Source organism: Bradyrhizobium sp. McL0615, from assembly GCF_049993905.1.
In the GTDB taxonomy this organism is placed as follows: Bacteria; Pseudomonadota; Alphaproteobacteria; order Rhizobiales; family Xanthobacteraceae; genus Bradyrhizobium.
The window spans coordinates 7497679-7516759 of the sequence record NZ_CP188254.1; the positions used below are offsets into that span (position 1 = coordinate 7497679).

At 62.4% G+C, this 19081-nt stretch carries 18 protein-coding genes and 1 pseudogene; 7 read left to right on the forward strand and 12 right to left on the reverse strand.

Annotation, left to right across the window (positions count from 1 at the left end; genetic code table 11):
* Positions 1-65: 65 nt before the first annotated feature.
* Positions 66-1172, reverse strand: coding sequence for an efflux RND transporter periplasmic adaptor subunit (locus ACPPVP_RS36005; protein ID WP_426528297.1), 1107 nt, complete (start codon positions 1170-1172; stop codon positions 66-68).
* A gap of 245 nt (positions 1173-1417) precedes the next feature.
* Here ACPPVP_RS36005 and ACPPVP_RS36010 point away from each other — a divergent pair, with 245 nt between their 5' ends.
* Entirely contained in the window at positions 1418-1705 is a 288-nt protein-coding gene (locus ACPPVP_RS36010; RefSeq protein ID WP_426528298.1) for a hypothetical protein, read from the forward strand.
* Between the two features lie 139 nt (positions 1706-1844).
* Here the strand turns inward: ACPPVP_RS36010 and ACPPVP_RS36015 are convergent, their stop codons facing one another.
* The 3 genes from ACPPVP_RS36015 to ACPPVP_RS36025 form a co-directional block, all read right to left on the reverse strand.
* Positions 1845-3155, reverse strand: a complete 1311-nt coding sequence (locus ACPPVP_RS36015) for an MFS transporter (protein ID WP_426528299.1) — start codon at positions 3153-3155, stop codon at positions 1845-1847.
* A 139-nt stretch (positions 3156-3294) separates the two neighbouring features.
* A complete protein-coding gene (locus tag ACPPVP_RS36020; RefSeq protein WP_426528300.1) occupies positions 3295-4470 on the reverse strand; it encodes a winged helix-turn-helix domain-containing protein in 1176 nt (391 codons plus the stop codon).
* Positions 4471-4530: 60 nt separating this feature from the next.
* Positions 4531-4779, reverse strand: coding sequence for a hypothetical protein (locus tag ACPPVP_RS36025; protein WP_426528301.1), 249 nt, complete (start codon positions 4777-4779; stop codon positions 4531-4533).
* 769 nt (positions 4780-5548) lie between these two features.
* Here ACPPVP_RS36025 and ACPPVP_RS36030 point away from each other — a divergent pair.
* Positions 5549-6181 carry an OmpA family protein gene (locus ACPPVP_RS36030; protein ID WP_426528302.1) on the forward strand — a complete coding sequence of 211 codons (633 nt, stop codon included), beginning with the start codon at positions 5549-5551 and terminating at the stop codon, positions 6179-6181.
* Between the two features lie 120 nt (positions 6182-6301).
* On the opposite strand, the pseudogene ACPPVP_RS36035 reads toward ACPPVP_RS36030, so the two are convergent.
* A pseudogene (locus ACPPVP_RS36035) lies at positions 6302-7563 on the reverse strand (phospholipid carrier-dependent glycosyltransferase).
* Positions 7564-7812: 249 nt separating this feature from the next.
* On the opposite strand from ACPPVP_RS36035, the gene ACPPVP_RS36040 reads away from it, so the two are divergent.
* The 3 genes from ACPPVP_RS36040 (at position 7813) to ACPPVP_RS36050 (ending at position 10739) form a co-directional block, all read left to right on the forward strand.
* A complete protein-coding gene (locus ACPPVP_RS36040) occupies positions 7813-8526 on the forward strand; it encodes a FecR family protein (RefSeq protein WP_426528303.1) in 714 nt (237 codons plus the stop codon).
* Positions 8514-9680, forward strand: a complete 1167-nt coding sequence (locus ACPPVP_RS36045) for a hypothetical protein (RefSeq protein WP_426528304.1) — start codon at positions 8514-8516, stop codon at positions 9678-9680. Before ACPPVP_RS36040 ends, ACPPVP_RS36045 begins: the two co-directional genes overlap by 13 nt.
* 105 nt (positions 9681-9785) lie before the next feature.
* Positions 9786-10739 carry an IS481 family transposase gene (locus tag ACPPVP_RS36050; RefSeq protein ID WP_426528305.1) on the forward strand — a complete coding sequence of 318 codons (954 nt, stop codon included), beginning with the start codon at positions 9786-9788 and terminating at the stop codon, positions 10737-10739.
* Positions 10740-10937: 198 nt separating this feature from the next.
* Here ACPPVP_RS36050 and ACPPVP_RS36055 read toward each other — a convergent pair whose 3' ends face one another.
* Complete coding sequence (locus ACPPVP_RS36055; protein ID WP_426528306.1) at positions 10938-11360, reverse strand: VOC family protein; 423 nt, start codon at positions 11358-11360, stop codon at positions 10938-10940.
* Positions 11361-11542: 182 nt separating this feature from the next.
* Positions 11543-12571 (reverse strand): alpha/beta hydrolase, encoded by a 1029-nt coding sequence (locus ACPPVP_RS36060; protein ID WP_426528307.1) that lies wholly within the window; start codon positions 12569-12571, stop codon positions 11543-11545.
* A 178-nt stretch (positions 12572-12749) separates the two neighbouring features.
* On the opposite strand from ACPPVP_RS36060, the gene ACPPVP_RS36065 reads away from it, so the two are divergent.
* A complete protein-coding gene (locus tag ACPPVP_RS36065) occupies positions 12750-14276 on the forward strand; it encodes an amidohydrolase family protein (protein WP_426528308.1) in 1527 nt (508 codons plus the stop codon).
* 63 nt (positions 14277-14339) lie between these two features.
* Here the strand turns inward: ACPPVP_RS36065 and ACPPVP_RS36070 are convergent, their stop codons facing one another.
* Both ACPPVP_RS36070 and ACPPVP_RS36075 read right to left on the reverse strand, forming a co-directional pair.
* Positions 14340-15077 carry an enoyl-CoA hydratase/isomerase family protein gene (locus tag ACPPVP_RS36070; RefSeq protein ID WP_426528309.1) on the reverse strand — a complete coding sequence of 246 codons (738 nt, stop codon included), beginning with the start codon at positions 15075-15077 and terminating at the stop codon, positions 14340-14342.
* A 44-nt stretch (positions 15078-15121) separates the two neighbouring features.
* Positions 15122-15646, reverse strand: a complete 525-nt coding sequence (locus ACPPVP_RS36075) for a cupin domain-containing protein (RefSeq protein WP_426528310.1) — start codon at positions 15644-15646, stop codon at positions 15122-15124.
* Positions 15647-15783: 137 nt separating this feature from the next.
* Here ACPPVP_RS36075 and ACPPVP_RS36080 point away from each other — a divergent pair, with 137 nt between their 5' ends.
* Complete coding sequence (locus ACPPVP_RS36080; protein WP_426528311.1) at positions 15784-15999, forward strand: CsbD family protein; 216 nt, start codon at positions 15784-15786, stop codon at positions 15997-15999.
* 213 nt (positions 16000-16212) lie between these two features.
* Here the strand turns inward: ACPPVP_RS36080 and ACPPVP_RS36085 are convergent, their stop codons facing one another.
* From ACPPVP_RS36085 to ACPPVP_RS36095, 3 genes are all read right to left on the reverse strand, one after another.
* Positions 16213-17193: a D-2-hydroxyacid dehydrogenase family protein gene (locus tag ACPPVP_RS36085; protein ID WP_426528312.1), complete on the reverse strand. Its 981-nt coding sequence runs from the start codon at positions 17191-17193 to the stop codon at positions 16213-16215.
* 23 nt (positions 17194-17216) lie between these two features.
* A complete protein-coding gene (locus ACPPVP_RS36090) occupies positions 17217-17678 on the reverse strand; it encodes an FKBP-type peptidyl-prolyl cis-trans isomerase (RefSeq protein ID WP_426528313.1) in 462 nt (153 codons plus the stop codon).
* A 97-nt stretch (positions 17679-17775) separates the two neighbouring features.
* Positions 17776-19056 (reverse strand): NAD(P)/FAD-dependent oxidoreductase, encoded by a 1281-nt coding sequence (locus tag ACPPVP_RS36095; RefSeq protein WP_426528314.1) that lies wholly within the window; start codon positions 19054-19056, stop codon positions 17776-17778.
* Positions 19057-19081: the final 25 nt, after the last annotated feature.

The window sequence follows — 19081 nt, forward strand, 5'->3', positions numbered from 1 at the left end:
TTCCTTGTGGCGACATAGATTGCTTCGCTTCGCTCGCAATGACGGAGCTAACTCGCAATGACGAACTAGAACGACAGCGCCGAGACCACCCGGACCTTCTGGGCCGGATCGATCTTCTGCACGCCGAGCGCGACCACCTTGGCGCCGTCGTTGACGCCGCCTGAGATCACGACCGCATTGCTCTCGTAGGATTTCACGATCACCGGCTGCAGCTTCACCGCGCCGGCATCATCGACGGTGTAGAGCGAGGGATTGCTGCCCTGGCTGAACAGTGCCGACAGCGGCAGTTTTGCCACGCGCTCGGTCGCGGCATCCGCCAGCGTCAGCGTCGCCGTCATGCCGAGCGAAACCTTGTCGTCGGCTTCCGGCAGCGAGAATTTCGCAAGATAGGTCCGGGTCGCCGGATCGGCCGAGGGCGCGATCTCGCGCAGCTTCGCGGCATATTTCTTTTCCGCATCCGACCACAGCGTTACGCTGGCCGTGCCGGACTTGGCGCGGCCGACCAGCGTCTCGGGAATCGCGACCACGGCTTCCTTTTCGGCAAAGCGCGCGACGCGGATCGCGGTCTGGCCCGAGGCCACGACCTGGCCGGGATCGATCAGGGTCGCGGTGACGACGCCGCGGCTGTCGGCCAGCAGCGTTGCATAAGAGAGCGAGTTCTTGGTGAGTTCGACCGAACGCTCGGCACGATTGAGACGCGCCCGCGCCTCATCGGCAGCGGCGTGGCTCTGGTCCAACTGCGCATCGGTGGTCCAGCCCTTGGCGCGCAGATCCTTGGCGCGCTGCTCGGCGGCGCCCGCTTGCGCCAGCACGCCGGTGGCGGCGCGGAATTCGGCCTCGGCCTGCTCGGCCTGCAGCTTCAGGTCGACCTCGTCGAGGGTGGCGAGCGGCTGACCGACATCGACGGTCTGGCCAACCTCGACCAGGCGCCGCGCGACCTTGCCGGGAACGCGGAAGCCCATGTCGGTCTCGATCCGCGGCCGGATGGTCCCGACAAAACTGCGCTCAGGGGTCTCTGCCCCGTAATGCACGGTAGCAACCAGGACCGGGCGGCCCGGAGCCGCCGTTTCCGCCGCCTTTTCGTTACACCCGGCCAGCGCAAACACCGCGAACGCCAAAGACGCTCCTGTCAAGAGCCTGTAATAGCTAGAGAAAATGGACCGGGCAAACATGGGGACTCTCCATCGGAACATCTGATGAAGAGTATCAAGTGCTCACTGATGAATGTCAACATTCGTCAGTGATCATCAATTCGTGAGTGCCGATGTGATTAATGGTAGGCGGCGAGCAGCTTTCGGCACGACCTCGCCTCGGATGCCGGCTTTAGCGGACGACCGGCTATCGCCGTTCTCGATGCTGGATCCGTCCATTTTCGATCTGGCCGTTTGCCGCCCTTTAAGAAACGAAATGCCAGGTTGTGGCCATGAAATGGATACTCACCTTCGCGTACTTCGCATTTATGTATTGGTGTGTCCGGAAGGCCCACGAAAGCGCCGCCGAATATGCAGCAACGGGCATGCTGCGCTCGCCGCTCTATTGGACGGCGATGATTCTGATCTGTTTCTTGTTCGGGCTTGCGCTCTCCGAGCGTTACGTCCTCACCCAAAGCTCGACCTTGATCTGGGCGTGGTGGGCCGCGCTTGGGGCAACGGTGATTGCACTTCTCATCGTTCGCCGCGCAATGAAGTGGCGCTATCCGATCTAGCAGTGAACGTAACGGTCGCAGGATGGTAGAGCCAACGGGTCCGGCCTTCGGCCGGACCGATGATAAACTCGGCGAAACCCATCCTCTCGCTGCGGGCACAAAGAGATGGATTTCGCTGCGCTCTACCCATCCTACAAGATTATTTCGCGTCCGCGAATTCCGTCTTCGTCTCGTGGCCGCCCAGGAAGACGAGCAACCCCGCCGCAAGCGGCAATAGCGATAGCACCAGCAATCCCGTCGACGTGTTACCGGTCGCCTCCTTTACCCAGCCGATCAAATAGGGCCCGCCGAACCCTGCGAGGTTGCCGATCGAATTGATCAGGGCGATGCCGCCGGCCGCCGCCGTGCCGGACAGCCACGCGGTCGGCAGCGTCCAGAACACCGCAAAGGTGCAGAAAATACCGATGGCGGCGACCGTCAGCACGGCCATGGTGATGGCGGGATCGGTGATGTAGCTGGAAGCGGCCAGCGCAGCCGCCGTCAACAGCAGCGGCCCGCCGACATGGGCGACGCGTTCGCGGGTGGCATCGGAATGCCGCGCCCACAGGATCATGGCGATGGTGCCGAACAGATAGGGGATCGCGGTGACGAAGCCGGTCTGCGCGTTGGTGAGCCCGAACGCCTTGACGATCTGCGGCAGCCAGAACTGCATGCCATAGAGCGCGCCGACGAAACCGAAATAGATCAGGCTCAGCGTGATCACTTTTGGCGATGACAGCGCCTCGCCGAGCGTCAGGTGTTTTGCCGCCTGCTTGGTCGCGATCTCCGCCTGCAGCTTGGCCGAGAGCCACGCTTTCTGTTCCTTGGTCAGCCAATCGGCCTTTTCAGGCCTGTCGGTCAGATAGAACCAGGTGACGATGCCGAGCAGCACCGAGGGGATGCCCTCGATGATGAACAGCCACTGCCAACCCCTCAGGCCCATCACGCCGTCGAGCCCCAGCAAGAGCCCAGAGATCGGCGCACCGATCACGGTCGATACGGGAACAGCAATGGCAAAGGCGGCGAGAAACCGCGCGCGATATTCTGCCGGATACCAGTAGGTCAGATAGAGAATGATCCCGGGGAAGAAGCCGGCCTCGGCCACGCCGAGCAGGAAGCGCAGCACGTAAAAGCTCATCTCGCCGCTGACGGTCGCCATCAGCGCCGAGATGATGCCCCAGGTCACCATGATGCGGGCGATCCAGCGGCTGGCGCCGAATTTCTCCAGCGCAAGGTTGCTCGGCACCTCGAAGATGAAATAGCCGATGAAGAAGATGCCGGCGCCCCAGGCGAAGATCAGCGGCGTGAATTTCAGGTCCGCATTCATGGTGAGCGCGGCGAAGCCGAGATTGACGCGGTCGAGGTAGGAAAAGAAATAGGCCAGCACCAGAAACGGGATCAGCCGCCACGAGATCGTACGGATGGTGGAAGTTTCGATGTCGCTCTTGGATGACACAGCTGGCTGGCTCATGGTTTCCCCCGTCAGGCTTCTTGTTGCCGACGACGATTAGCTGGGGTTGTCACCGCTTGCAATGCAGGATGCCCGCGCTGGCGCAACATCGGCATTCCGCCCGCGAAGGGCTCGGCTGTGGAGGCCGACGGCGAGCGCCTTACTCCGCCAACTGAAACCGCTCGAACCGGTCCAGCTCTTCCTCGATGCGGCGCTTGTAGTCCTTGCGCTGGGCCCCGCGACCTGCGCCCTTGCCGACCCAGCTCCATTTCTGCATCAAGAGTTTCTTGTTCTGGCGGTCGGTCTTGAGGTCGATGGCGGCGACGATGTCGCTGCCGACCAGCACCGGCAGCGCGAAATAGCCGAACAGGCGCTTTTCCTTCGGCACATAGGCCTCGAAGCGGTGGCCGTAATCGAAGAACAGCTCGGTGCGCTTGCGCTGGATGATCAGAGGATCGAACGGCGAGAGAATGTGCACCTGGCCCTCACCGCCTGGCACCGCCCCATCCGCCTCGAGCACTTCCGGCCGGGCCCAATGCTCCTGCTTGCCGGCGCCTTCGAGCGCGACCGGCGTCAGTTCCCCGCGCCGCACCCGCGCCTCGATCAAGCGCCGCACCGCCCCTTTGCTCGGCGCGTCGAGATGGCAGATGGAATCGAGGCTGACGACGCCTTGCGAACGCAACGCGCGGTCGAGCAGGTAGGTGGTGGTTTCAGCCGTCGAGGCCGGCTTCGGCGGCTTGTCCCAGCCGAAATGCCGCGTCATCAGCTCATAGGTCTTGAGCATGCCGGTGCGTTCGGAGATCGTCACCTCGCCGGTGTAGAAGGCGAGCTGCAGCGCCCGCTTCGAGGGTTTGCCGCTCTGCCAGAGATGTTCCTTCTCGGTCAGAACGTCGTCCTCGATGTCGCGGATGGTCAGCGCCCCATCGCGCCGCAACAGCCGCATCACCTTGCGGGTATCCTCGGGCTTGACGGAAGCAAACCACTGGTGACCCTCGCGGCGGTGCTCTCGCATCGCCGGCACGAAGAAGCGAAAATCCTTCGCCGGAACATAGGACAGCGCATGCGTCCAGTATTCGAACACGCTCTTGTCGACGCTCTGCGCCTGGCGCAGGTCCGCGCGGGCGTAGGCCGGGATCCGGCTATAGAGAATGTGATGATGGCAGCGCTCGATGACATGGATGGTGTCGATCTGCACATAGCCGAGATGGTCCACCGCCGCCGTAACCGCCTGCGGCCCGGCGCCGAACGGCTCGCTGGTATCGAGCCGCTGGGCATGCAGCCAGAGTAGCCGGGCCTCGGTTTTGGTCAGGGGGCGGAGTTCGGTCGCGCGGGGCATCGCGCGGCAATGTAGTCGGATTCGCCGGCGGGAGGAGTCCCGGATTCGAGGTATCTGACCCTACGGACCGGGATCAACCCTCCGCTTCTGCCGATCCCCGACGCTGCCGGTTGCGATCTCGGCCTCGCAGGAGGCGCGGCCGGGCTGGGGCGCCTGACATTTGTAGACGTTGCCGGTGAGGCGATCGACCAGCCACGCGCTCTCCTCCGTCGGGCTTTCGAACCCGACGTAGCGGCTGCCGAGCGCACTGATCAGCGTCGACAGCAAAATTGCAGCGGCGATCATCGCCGCGCCAATGAGTGTTGGCATGGAATTCCCGGAACCAGCAGGCTCCGATGCGCTGGTGCGATAGCCCTGATACTCACGCTGTCGCTTGACTGACTGTAACACCCGCCCCGCCCGTCTGGTTGCCCCGAACGAATTCTTCTTCAGATTTTTTTTGTGAGTTGATTTGCTAGGCACCCATCTTGCCGATTTGTTGTCCACAGATCGGCGATCGCGCGACGACCCACAGTTTTCTTTTCTGAAGCAAGCTGCAGGAAGTAATGCAGCGGTCGCTTGGCCCGTAAGACTCCGGATGCCACCGTGCTCGCACCGTCCTGTCACTGCAGTGCGTTGTGCTGCGGACATTGAGATCGCCTGGATCGCTACGCTGCGGATCGCCGCACCGCGCGAGCAGCCTCCATCGAACTTGGTGACAGCCCGATGCCGAAGTCGAGGCCGGTCAGCCGACGCCCGCCCGACGTCGTGGCGGGATAAGGATCGAGGCCGCGGTTCCCGCCTGGGTAGCGTCTTCCGAGACGAGCGGCGAGCCATCCCGGGCGTCGATCCAACGCGTGATTCATATCACGCGCGCAATGTTGGCCGATCCATCCATGGAAGACGGTCCACCGCGCGAAATGACGCTCTATCGGGCCCAAACATCCTGCAATGCCACTTCAAAGCCCGGGCCTCGCACAGGACCGCGGCCACCAATGTGACTTGAATCACATTGTCGGCTTTGAACCCGTCCTATCGTTGCAGCATCAAAACGTCATGCACGCCACTTTGCAGGCGTTTAACAGTGAGGATTAAGACAATGACCCGCTTTCTTTCGATCATGACTATCGGCGCCGCGCTGTCGATGACAGCGGGCCTTGCTGTCGCCGGCGACACCGTGTCGGCTGAAAAGATCCTGGATGCCCTGAAGCCGAAACCGGGTGTGAGCCGCGGCCTTTCGACCGGCCCGCAGCAACCGGTGGACGTCGCCGTACAGGCCAAGGAAGTCGGCTTCGTCAACACGCTCCGTAACCGCAAGACCCGATCGCTTTCGCTCGGCGAGCGCCAGGAAATTGCGGAACTTGCCGCGACCAAGCCGAAGATCGATCTCGAAATCCAGTTCGACTACAACTCGGCCGACATCAGCAAGGGCTCGGTGACCGCCGTGCAGGAACTCGGCAAGGCGCTCTCCGATGCGAGCCTGAAGGGTTCGACCTTCGTGGTTGCCGGTCATACCGACGCGATCGGCGGCGAGGCGTATAACCAGGATCTTTCCGAGCGTCGCGCCGACACGATCAAGAAGTACCTGACCGAGAAGTACGGCATCACCGGTTCCAACCTCGTGACCGTCGGCTACGGCAAGACCAAACCAAAGGATGCGAATGCCCCGATGGATCCGGCCAACCGCCGCGTCCAGGTCGTCAACATGGATACCAAGACCGCGTCGAAGTAAGGTCTTGGTGGCCAGTCCGCCTGCCGCTTGCGGCAGGCGGATTTTCGTTGCGCACAAATGAGCGGCGAGCCCACCGGATCGGCTTGGCCTGCTCATTGGGCGATCGATGCGATGGCCGCCTCAAATCCAGCTCTGGAAAACCATCAGGCGGCTGAACGTTGCCATCGAAGTGCCTAGAACGCGGCCGATATCGGCAGCATCGCGGCAAAGCCGGCAAACCCGATCACGACATAGACCCACAGCAACCACCGGGGCGTGCCACTGCGTCTCAAGGCATAGACCAGCGCGAGGCTCGCCGTGGTCGCCGCCGGAAGGTAGTAGTAAATGAACCCGAGCGTTCGCGGCAGCAATGCCCATGCGAGGTATGGGCCGAAATAGAACGCCAGCACCAGGAAGGCATCGACCCGCCGCGTCACGATCCAGTCGCGCAGGCAGATCGCAACCGCGATCAGCGCCGGCCACAGGATCAGCGGGTTCCCGAGAAACACGACGGCCGCGATCCGGTCGTCGCCGGTCTTGTCGAAGAGATACCAGACCGGGCGCACCAGAAACGGCCAGGACGGCCAGGAGCTCATGTAAGTATGACCCGCGATCGCGGTCGTGGTGTTATCGCTGAAGATCCGCCGTTGCGCTTGCAGAATGTCCGGGAACGAAAAACCGTAGAGCGGAATGAACGTCGCGAGATAGACGGCCGCCGGAATGAGCACAAAGCAGATGGCGAAATGCCACCACCTGAAATCGGGCCAGAGATCGGGCCGATACCAATCTTCCGGCCGCGCGTCGGCGAATTGCGTGCGCCAGCTTTGCATCAGGCGGATCACGGCGACGATGACGATGCAGACCGCGAGTACGAACAGCCCGCTCCATTTGCAGCCGATCGACAGGCCGAAGCCGAACCCGGCAAGCGCGAACCATCGATGCGGCCGCTCCCTTCGAAAGCCATGCATGAACGCCGCGATCGCGAACAGGCTGAAGGCGAGCGCGAAAATATCCAGCATCGCGATCCGCGACTGCACGAACAGCATCTGGTTGAAAAAGGCGAGCAGGCTCGCTGCAATCGCCGGCCCTTGCGCCGCGAACAGCGCCAGGCCGCACAGATACACCGCAACGATCGCGAGCGATCCGAACAGGACGCCCGGATAGCGCCAGCCCAGCGGCCCGTCGCCGAACGAACGGATCGACAGCGCGATGAACTGCTTGGCGAGCGGCGGATGCATCGGGTTGAGCATCGGCTGCGGCATCACCGGCTCCAGCATCTGTCGCGCCGCCGGCACGTAATGCACCTCGTCGAAATAGAATTTCTCCGGCGTGGTGACGCCGATCAGCATCGCGAAATGCGCGAGAACAAACAGCACTGCCGCGGTGATCCCTGTGCGGAGCATCACAGAGAACGAAGCAGAATGTGATGTGGCTGAAGGCTTCACGGAGAACCCGGCACGGAATCAGGGACAGGATGACATTGCGGCAGAATTGAGTGTGATGTCTCTCTATTTTTATGTCCATCGCATTGAACGCATTTCGAATCCAAAATCACTAACCGACGGGCGAGTAGGCCACGCGAGTGATAATTCTGCTACATCGCACACGCGCTCGATCCGGTACGATGTCGGGATAATTCGATCGGCTTTGAAATGATTTTTTGTAACTTCGTTCGTTCGCTATTTGCAATTGGCCTGGTAACTGCGTTGGCTGCTCCCGCGTACGCCCAAACGCGCGTCGGCGAAGCGGCGGTCGTCAAGAATGAAGTGCTCCGCGTTGCCGGACCTTCGACCGCCCAGATCAATGTCGGCGATGGACTCCTCCGCGACGAAACCGTGCGCACCGGCGTCGACAGCGCAACGCGGCTGGTGATGGCCGACAGCACCAATCTTTCGCTTGGACCCAACGCGACGCTAAAGCTCGACCGCACCGTTTTCGACGATGAGCATCACTATCGTGAAGTCGCGGTGCGCATGACGTCGGGCGCGTTTCGTTTCATCACCGGCCATTCGGACAAGGCCGCCTACAAGATCACGACTCCGCTGGCCGCCATCGGCGTGCGCGGCACCACGCTCGATATCCTGTCGCAGCGCGGCCAGACCATCGTCAATCTGCAGGACGGTGCGGCGTCGGTCTGCACGGTGACGTTTGAATGCATCCAGCTCACCCGGCCCGGTGACACCGCCATCATCACCTCGGGCGGCGGCGGCAGATCGACGATCAAGAAGACCAACAATCCGCCCTGGACGTTTGCCGCAACCTGCAGCGCCGCGGCAGGGCTTTGCAGCAAGACGCAATATGCGGATGCGACCCCCGTCATTGTCGATGACGGCAGCGATCCCACCGGCATGCTGTGCGGGCGCTGACCGTGGTACATTTCACCCGCAGCGCTCTGTTGTCTGCAACGCTTTTTGTCGCGCTGCTCGCGACGCAATCTTCGCCGGCACTAGCGCAGTCACCATCGCCCTCGCCGACACCGTTGGAAGAATGCAACGAATGCTACTCACCGACGCCGACGCCGAGCCCATCTCCGACGCCGACGCCCTCGGCCTCGCCGTCACCGACGCCGAGTCCCACATCGCAGACGCGCGCCAACGCACCGCCCACCAACGCGCCGCCGGTGACCGGATCCGACTCGAGCGCCGGCTCGATCAACGACCTGGCTGGACAGCGCTTCAACCAGATGATCACCAACCGCGTGCTCGGCAACGTGCTGCTCGGGGTCAACGAGCAGATCAATTGCAACGATTGCATCAGCGCGTTCGGTTCGGCGGGTTCGTTCTCGGCCGGCATTCACGGCCGCAAGAACCTGACACCCAATCTGTCGCTGCTCGCCGGCATCGCCTATACGCAGTACAACGAAGGCGGATACCACGTCACCAGCGCGCCGATCGGCGCATTCGCGCTGCGCTATGATTTTGTCGACTGGGGATCGTCGCGGCCGTTCTTCGATATCGGCACCATCCTGTCGCCGTTCCAGAAGGTGCGCTATTCGCGCAGCTACACGACGAGCCTCGGCGCGGTGTCGCTCGAAAGTTCGACCACGAGCGAGAATTACGCCGTCTATGGCCGCGCCGGCTGGATCAGCCGGCTGTCGCCGCGCGATGAGGTGGCGGCTTCCGTCGAGGTATGGCAGCTATGGCAGCGGGTCAAGGGCTACACGGACCCCACCACGGCCTTCAATCCGTTCGACGCCTCGATCGCCGATGGCACCGATCGCACCAACCTCGTCAAGGTCGGCGGACAGTGGACGCATTTGTTCGGATCGAGCGTCGAAGCCAACATCAACGGCGGATGGGTGCAATCGTTCGGAGCGCGATCCGGCATCGTCGCCAGCGTGACCGGTGACGGCACGATCGTGCCCACGATCGGCAACCAGGGTTGGTTCGAATATGGCGGCCGGCTCGGCTTCCGCATCACCAAGGGCTGGGTCGCCGACCTCTTCCTCAATGGCACCGCCGGCCCGCAGCCGGTCGGCAATACGCTTCACGGCGGCCTGGGGTTGCGGGTCAGTTATTAAATGGACCGTAGGGTGGGTTAGCTTTGGTCTCTCAGGAGGTTGTCCATCTGGTCTGAACCGAGGAAGCTGAGGTTGCGAAGCTTCAGTGTTCCACGGAGAGACCAGATGAACGTCCACATGAATGCGCCTTTGACGCCCAAAGGTCGAGAGGCGATGGTGCGAGGCGTGGTCGAGGGCGGGCTGAGCCAGGCTGACGCGGCAAATCAGTTCAACACGACGCCGAAAACGGTGGCCAAGTGGGTCAAGCGGTTCCGCGCAGAAGGCGTGGATGGTTTGCGCGATCGCTCGTCGCGACCTCACTCATCGCCGAGCCAAACCCCACCAGCCACGTGCACCGCCGTCGAGGCGTTGCGCCGGCAGCGCCAAACCGGCAAGCAGATCGCAGCCGAGGTCGACGTGTCACCGGCCACCGTCAGCCGCATCCTTCGCCGCTTGGGATTAAGCCGGATGCGGGATCTGGAGCCCGCCGAGCCGGTGCGCCGGTATGAGCGCGAGCAGCCCGGCGAGCTCATCCATATCGACATCAAGAAGCTCGGCAGGTTCGTCAGACCAGGCCACCGCATCACACACGACCGCCAGAAGGGCGAAAGCCGCGGCGCCGGCCACGAGTTCGTCCATGTCGCCATCGACGATGCATCGCGCCTGGCCTTCTCCCAGATCCGGCGGGATCAGAAAAAGGAGAGCGCCATCGCCTTCCTCAACGAGGCCGTCACTTACTACCGCAGCCTCCGCATGAAGGTCACCGGCATCATGACCGACAACGGCTCCTGCTATCGTGCCAAGGCCTTCGCCAGAGTGTGCAGGAAGCTCGGCCTCCAGCACATCTTCACCAGACCCTACAGACCGCAAACAAACGGCAAGGCCGAACGCTTCATCCAGACAGTGTTGCGCGAATGGGCCTATGCGCGCGCCTACGACACTTCAGACCAGCGCGCCGAAAACCTGCCAATCTGGCTTCATCACTACAACTGGCATCGCCCGCACGGCAGCCTACAGGCCAAACCACCCATCAGCCGCCTCGGCCTCCAGAAGGACGACCTGTTGAGATTCCACAGTTAGCGCAGCGTAACCCACCACCTCTCTTAGCGTGTCGGTGGGTTACGCCTTCGGCTAACCCACCCTGCGAAACGCCTCATGCCGCGCTCTCCCTTCATACGCGCGCTTCAGGCCTTCGATGTCGAGCTTGACCATCTCGCCGTTGAACCAAAGGCAGGGAGAAATCTTCGACATCGGGAGAATTCCGGACTGGATGAAAGATCAGGCATCGGCCGTCGCGGATTGCGCGGCAGCGGCATCCATCCACATCACCTCCCAGTGATGGCCGTCGGGATCTTCAAAACTGCGGCCGTACATGAAGCCGTAATCCTGCTTCGGGCCGGGATCGGCACCACCGCCCGCGCCTTGCGCCTTCCCAACCATGTCGTCCACCGCGTCACGGCCGTCGGCGGACAGGCAGATTATGACCTGGCTGGCGGCCTTGGCGTCGGCGATCTTCTTCGTAGTGAACTGCCGATACTTGTCGTGGGTCAGCAGCATGACGTAGATGGTGTCGGAAAACACCATGCAGGACGCCGTGTCATCGGAGAATTGCGGGTTCTTTTCGCCGCCAATCGCCTGATAGAAGGCCGTGGAACGGGCGAGATCGCTGACCGGCAGATTGACGAAGATCATTTTGGCCATAATGGCTCCTTTTTGGCGGTTCCACCCGAGGACGAACGAGCATGCGGCGAGCCGACACGCCGTTTGAAAATTTTTTAGCTATTGAGGCGTGATGGCCGCGACATCTGCGCGAAGACGCGCTTCTCTTTGGCCGGCCGTAACGAATCGAGCGGCCACACACGCACCCGGATTGACGCGACCCGTTACGTCGCGATCGGGGTCGGCATGGTGAGAAACGCCCGCGTCACATGCCAGAACAATTGCCGGTTGATCGCCAGCGCCACCGAATGGGCGGTGCCGGGCAGGATGATGAACTGGCGGTCGCCGTTCGGCAGCTTGTTATAGAATTCCTCGAGATCGGCCACGGTGGCGATGCCGTCATATTCGCCGCGCACCAGCAGCACCGGGGCCATCACCTTCTCCGGATGCACGACCGGCAGATTGGCGGTCATGTCGAGATAGGTGCCGGTCGGAATCTGGTCGCCGAACTGCATTTCGGCATCCGCCAGTACTTCCATCACAGCGGGATCGGACGTGCCCGGCTTGTCGCGGGTCGCGATCGAGCGGATCATGTCGCGGTCGCGCTTGCGCATATTGTGGGTGCGGTAATACGCCAACTGCTCAGCGCGCTTGGTCAGGGTCGGCGAGCCCTCGCCCTTATAGGTGAAAGCGGCGAACACCAGCCGATCGACGCGATCGGGCACGGCCATCGCATAGGCGCCGGCGCGCAGCGCGCCGGAGGATTCGCCGACGAAATGCACCTTCTGCTGACCGGTTTCGCGGACAATCAGTTCAACCGCGACCTTCAGATCCTCGGCGCCGCTGGCGATATCGGCATTTCCCGAGGTGCGGCCGGACTTGCCGTAATTCTCGTGATCCATGGTCCAGCAGTCGAACCCGTAACGCGCGAACTCGTTCATCGCGGAATATTCGCCCTTGCCGGGTACGGTGAGATCGAACACCCGCGACGTCACTGACGAACCGTGGACGAAGAAAACAACCGGTCGCGGCGGCTCGCCCGGCTGGGGCGCACCGATCCGCTTGCGAAACATCCACAAAGGAATGTCGCCCTTCTTGGTCCAGTATTCGCTGCTCCAGATTTCGCCGCCTTCCGAAGGAACGGCGGTCGCGGCCTGAGCGGTGGCCGCGGCTGCGACGCCAAGGCCAATCCCACCGACGCCTAGCCCTTTGAGCAGCGCGCGTCGTGCCAGCGGATATCCGGAGTGTGTCATGCTTCATCCCTGCATCATGTTTTCCAGCGCGACAAAGTCTAACAGTGGGCCTGATTGTTTGAAAGAAGTGTGCGCTGCACCGCAAAGACATAATCGCGCGATCACGCTGAGTAATCGGCTGACAGCCATTGGTTGCAGGTCTATCCTCTCCGGGAACCGTCCACAAAAGGGGGGAAACATGAGCAACCAACTGACGGAAGCCGAACTTGCCGCATTGATGCCCTCCGAACTGTGCGCATATCACACACCGATCCCGACGCAGATCGTCTCGAGCGACGAATTCTATCCCGACCCGCAGAACGAACGGCAGCGCGAGGTCGAAGCGCGGCTGCTGGCGATGGCAGACGATCTCGGCGGCAAGCAGGGCCTCGACCGCCGCCGGTTTTTCCAGACCGCCGCCGGCATGGCCGCCTCGTTCGTAGCGATGAACGAAGTCTATGGGCCGCTGTTCGACGTGACGAAGGCGGAAGCCGCCACGCCCGCAATAGCCCAGGAGCGCGCCGGCGCGCTGAAAGACCAGTTCATCATGGACATGCACACGCATTTCCTGCGCGACGACACCCGCATCATGGGTTTTGTCGAAATGCGCAAAGCGGTCGGCAAGGCCGGCTGGAACAAGGGGCTCAACGATCACGAGCAGACCATCGAGGACCTCAAGTTCAATAACTACAAGAAGGAGATGTTTCTCGACAGCGACACCAAGATTTCGCTGATCTCCTCCGCGCCGTCCGACATCGAGCAGGACTGGTTCCTGACCAACGAGCAGATGGCCGATGCCCGCAGGAAGATCAACGAGGAGGCTGGCTCGCGCCGGGTGTTCGCGCACATGATCTTCACGCCCGGACAGCCCGGCTGGCTCGACAAGCTCGATGCCGGCCTCGCGCTCAAGCCCGAGTCCTGCAAGGGCTACACCGTCGGCGATAACACCCACAAGGAAATCAGCCGCTATCCCTGGCGGATGGACGACGAGAAGGTCGCCTACAAGGGCTATGAGAAGATGGTGAAGGCCGGCATCAAGAATGTCTGCATTCACAAGGGGCTGTTCGCACCGGGAATCGAAAAGCAGTTTCCCAATCTGCGCGGCTTTGCCGACGTCGCCGACGTGGGCCAGGCGGCAAAGGACTGGCCGCAGCTCAACTTCGTCATCTATCACTCCGCCTACCGCCATGTCGGTGGCGATCCAAAACACGCGCTGGCTGAGTTCGAACGCACCGGGCGCATTTCCTGGACCAGCGACCTTGCCGACATCCCGGCGCAGTACGGCGTCAACAATGTCTATGGCGACGTCGGGCAATTGTTCGCGACAACGCTGGTGGCAGAACCGAATGTCTGCGCCGCGCTGATGGGCACGTTGATAAAAGGGCTCGGCGTCGATCACGTCTGCTGGGGCACCGATGCGCTGTGGACCGGTGCACCGCAATGGCAGATCGAAGGCCTGCGGCGCCTCGAAATCCCCGAAGCCATGCAGAAGAAGTTCGGCTACGCACCGCTGGGCGCAGCGGACGGACCCGTGAAGTCGGCGATCTTCGGTGGCAACAATGCGCGGCTTTACGACATCCAGCCCAAGCGCGCGATGCTCGACATCAGCGGCGACCGGTTTGCCCTGATGAAAGCGGAATATGAGAAGGCGGGGCCGGAGCCGTCCCACACGCGCTATGGCTACGTGGTGCCGAACGGGACCATGGATCACAGCCTGTTTGCATAACCTCCCCACCGTCATTCCCGGGTGACGCGCGAAGCGCCGCACCCCGGAATGGCGGGCTTTTTCTCACTTCCCCCTGAACTGAGGCGTGCGCTTGTCGGCAAACGCCTTGACGCCTTCCTTGAGGTCCTCGCTGTCCCTGATGACATCGAGCAGCCGGCGCACCTCGGCGACCCCTTCCAGCGGACCCTTCGGCATGGCGTCGCGGGCGAGCTTCTTCAACGCCCGGACCACCAGCGGCGCGTTGGCGGCAATTTTCGCCGCCATCTCCTGGGCGAGCGCGACATGCTGTCCCTTCGGCGCGACCTTGTTGACGAAGCCGATCTGGTAGGCGCGCTCCGCCGACATTTCCTCGCCAACCAGCAAAAACTCCATAGCGATCTTGTGCGGCATCCGCGCCATCACCGAGGAGATGCCGCCGGCGGTGGTGCCAATCTTGCCCTCGGGGTAGATGAAGCGCGTCGTCTCGGATGCCACGCACATGTCCGCCATCTGGACCAGCACGAAGGCGCCGCCGACGACCCAGCCGGATGTCGCGGCAATGACCGGCTTGTCGAGTTCGACGCCCAATCCAGGCACCGCGTGCCACATGTTGACGGGGAGATCCCTGACGTCGGCGCCGACCGAAAAGTATTTTTCTTCGGACGACGCGAGCACCGCCACGCGATCATCGCTCTCGTGAAAGCGGAGCCAGGCTTCGCGCAGTTCGTCACACAACGCATTGTTGAGTGCGTTGTGTGACGAGGCACGGTCCATGGTGATGGTGGCGACGTGGCCCGCGCTCTCGTAGCGAACAAGTTTCATGGGATTCCCCCGCGACATCCGCACGACGGCGGTGTTTGTTGTTTTTACTTCTTCTCGGCGGGATCGCGGTGCACCGGATCGACCCACAGCACCGTCTCAGGCTTCTCCACCGGCTCGATGTCGAGATTGATCGCCACCGCCTCACCGTCGCTGCGCACCAGCACGCATTCCAGCACCTCGTCGCGGCTGGCATTGATCTCCTGATGCGGCACGTAGGGCGGCACGAAGATGAAATCGCCGGGGCCGGCTTCCGCCGTGAACTGCAAATGCTCGCCCCAGCGCATCCGTGCCTTGCCCTTGACGACAAAGATGATGCTTTCGAGGTGGCCGTGATGATGCGCGCCGGTCTTGGCGTCGGGCTTGATCGTCACGGTGCCCGCCCATAATTTCTGGGCGCCGACGCGGGCGAAATTGATCGCGGCCTTGCGGTCCATGCCCGCGGTTGACGGCACGTTGGGGTCGAGCTGATTGCCGGGAATGACGCGGACGCCGTCATGCTTCCAGCGTTCGTCATCGCCGTGCGAATGATCGTGATCGTGGGGATGGGTGTGATCGTGGTTGCCGCTCATTTTCTTCTTTCCAGGAACTTCTTGGGGTTTACCGACGGTACATAAAACCGTGATCGCAAACCAGCCAAATCGAGGAACTATTGCGGTCCAAGACGCGTTGCCTTGGCGAAGTTCAATCACCTCAAAGGAGTATTGTGATGGGCGCCACCACCGACAAGATCAAGGGTACGGCCAACGAAGCGATCGGCAAGGCCAAGCAGGGCATCGGTGAAGCCACCGGTTCCGACCGTCTTCAGGGCGAAGGCGTGATCCAGGAAGTGAAGGGCAAGGGCCAGAAGGCCGTTGGCGACGCCAAGGAGGCCACCAAGGATGCCGTGAACAAGGCAGCCGCGGCGGCGAACAGGAATCTCTGATCGAAGCGACGCGATTGGTGAGAACAGAAGGATCGGTCTCTTTGGGGCCGGTCTTTTTCGTGCCTGTTCTTCTTACCTCGCCCCGCTTGCGGGGAGAGGTCGAATTGCACGGAGTGCAATTCGGGTGAGGGGGTACAGGTCTATCGAAAAATCTCGTCGGGCGGAGAGAGCCCCTCACCCCGCCCCTCTCCCCGCAAGAGCGGGGCGAGGGAGTTACCGCCGTCTATTCATCACATCCGGATTGACCACATTGATTGGCGCACCGGCGGCGTACGCCACGATCTGATCGAAAATATCCGTAAACTGGATTTCATATTCGTTGCGCGAGACGTAACCGAGATGCGGCGTGCAGACCACATTGTCCATGGTCAACAGCGGATCGTTGACGTCGCGCAGCGGCTCCTTTTCATAGACATCGACCGCGGCCATGCCGGGCCTGCCGGCGCGGAGCGCGTTGACCAGCGCGTTCGGCTCGATCAGCGGCGCGCGGCTGGTGTTGACCAGGAGTGCCGTTGGTTTCATGCGCTCTAGGTCTTCCGCCTTGACGATGCCGCGCGTGGCGTCGACCAGGCGCATATGCAGCGAAACCACGTCGCATCGTTCGAAGAAATCGGCCTTGCTGGCGGCGGTCTCGTAGCCGTCGGCGCGCGCCTTCGCGAGCGCCGGCTCGCGCGCCCAGACCAGCACCTTCATGCCGAACGCCTTGCCGTAACCGGCGACGACGGCGCCGATCCGCCCGTAACCATAAATGCCGAGCGTCTTGCCGCGCAGCGTATGACCGACGCCGATCTGCCATTTGCCGGCCTTGAGCGCCGCCATCTGCTGCGGAATGGCGCGCATCGCGGCCAGGATCAGGCCCCAGGTGAATTCGGCGGTCGCGTAGGACGGCGTATCGGCGTGCTGGCCCGACGACACGACGATACCGAGCTTGGTGCAGGTATCGATATCGATATGCGGAAAGACGCTCCGCTGGCTGATCAGTTTCAGTTTCGGCAGACGCTCCAGCAGCGGCGTACGGATCTGCGTGCGTTCGCGGATCAGGACCAGCGCCTCAGTATTCTGCAGGCGCTCCGCCAGCACATCGACGTCCTGAACGTGATCGTTCCAGATGGTGACGTCATGCCCGGCGAGCTTGCTGAAGCAGTCGAGGGTGCGCACCGTGTCGAAATAATCGTCGAGGATCGAGACCTTCACGATGCGCCTCCCCGGTTGCGCGGCTACTTCACGGCCAGCAATTCGACGTCGAACATCAGCGTGGCGTTCGGCGGAATGACACCGCCGGCGCCGCGCGCGCCATAGCCGAGTTCAGGCGGAATGATCAGCGTGCGCTTGCCGCCGACCTTCATCGAGCCGACGCCCTCATCCCAGCCGCCGATCACCTGCCGCACGCCGATCTTGAATTCGAACGGCTCGTTGCGGTCGACCGAAGAGTCGAATTTCTTGCCCTTCTGGCCGTTCTCGTAGAGCCATCCCGTGTAATGCATGACGCAGGTCTGTCCGGTCTTCGGCGTGGCGCCGGTGCCTTCCTTGCTGTCGATGATCTGCAAACCTGAAGCTGTGGTCATGGGCTTTTTTCCTGCGGTCTGGGCCGATGCCAGCTGGGTGGCGATCGGCGTGGAAACCGCGGCCGCCATTGCGGCGAGAGCGGTCCGGATAATCGTGCGTCGGGAAGATCGCATCTCAGTGCACCTCGTTCGGGAGACCGACGTCTCTAGCCCAAGGTGGGCCATTTCCATAGCCATTTTTCGAGCCATTTTACCGGTCGGCGGCCATGTTTCAGCCGCTGTTGCGGCCGTCGCGATCGATCGCAAAATCTGCGAGCAGCGGCGAGGTTTTGCCGGCGATCAGGTCACCGATCAGGCGCGCGGCCAGAAAACTGAAGGTGATGCCGTTGCCGCCATACCCGTAGGCCGCATAGACGCCCTTGGCGCCGGGGACCGGGCCGATCAGCGGCAATCCATCATGCGTCGTATCGAACGTTCCCGACCAGCGAAATTCGATGTCGGGTCTCGCAGCCGGCCAGAGTGCCGCGAGCCGCTGCACCAGCGCCCGCGATTTTTCGGGAATCAGACGGTCGCGCGCCTCCGGTTCGACAATTTCCGTACTGTCCTCGCCGCCGATGATGATGCGTCCCGCTCGCGTCGTTCGTGCATAGAGATAATCCTCCGCATCCTCCCAGATCAGCGTGCCGTCGTTCCAGAGGTTCTGCGGCTGCGGCACCGTTGCAATGGCCCAGCTCGACGACACCGCGTGCACGGTGGAGTGAACGATGTCGGGCATCACATAGCCGGTGGCGAGCACGACGGACCGCGCTTCGATCTCGCGATCGTTAGCCATGCGGACATTGACCGCGCGCCCGGCGGCTTCAAACGCCACCGCGTCTGCCTCAAACAACCGTGCGCCGCGCGCGAGCGCCGTCCGGAGCAACCCATGCGCCAGTTTCATGGGATCGGCATCGGCTGCGCCCGACGAAACGATCGCACCGGCACGCGTGATGCCAAAGCGATCCAGCAGCACGGCATGGTCGAGAAAATCGCCAGGCAAACCGGCGCGCGCCCGCACACGATGCTCTTCCATCAGGCCGGCGCTGCCTTCACCCGCCGCAAGATACAGTGAATTCTTGTCGCGCACGTCGCAGGCAATGCCCAGCCGCCAGACCAGCGATTTAAGACCGGCAACGGCATCGCGGCTGGCGCGATAGGCGCGCGAGGCACGCTCGAAGCCATAGAGCTCGCTCAGTTCGCGCAGGGGCCGGTCGATTTCCCATAACAACATGGATGTGGAAGCAGTCGTACTGCCCCGTCCCGGTAACTCGCGATCGACGATAATGACGTCGAGGCCCTGCCGCGTCAGACGTTCGGCGACCAGCGATCCCGTAATGCCGGCGCCGATAATCAGCGCATCGCATGTGAGGTTCTCGCCGAGCTCGCGGCGCGGCGGATGTGACGATGTCGCAAACCACGGCGAACGGCCGCCGCGCAGGTCTGCCTGTTCGGTATCGTCTGAATCAAGAATGATGATAGCTGACCTCTGACAACAGGCGGCTGTCCGCGGCAATGCGGATAGTCCCGGCCCATCGCTC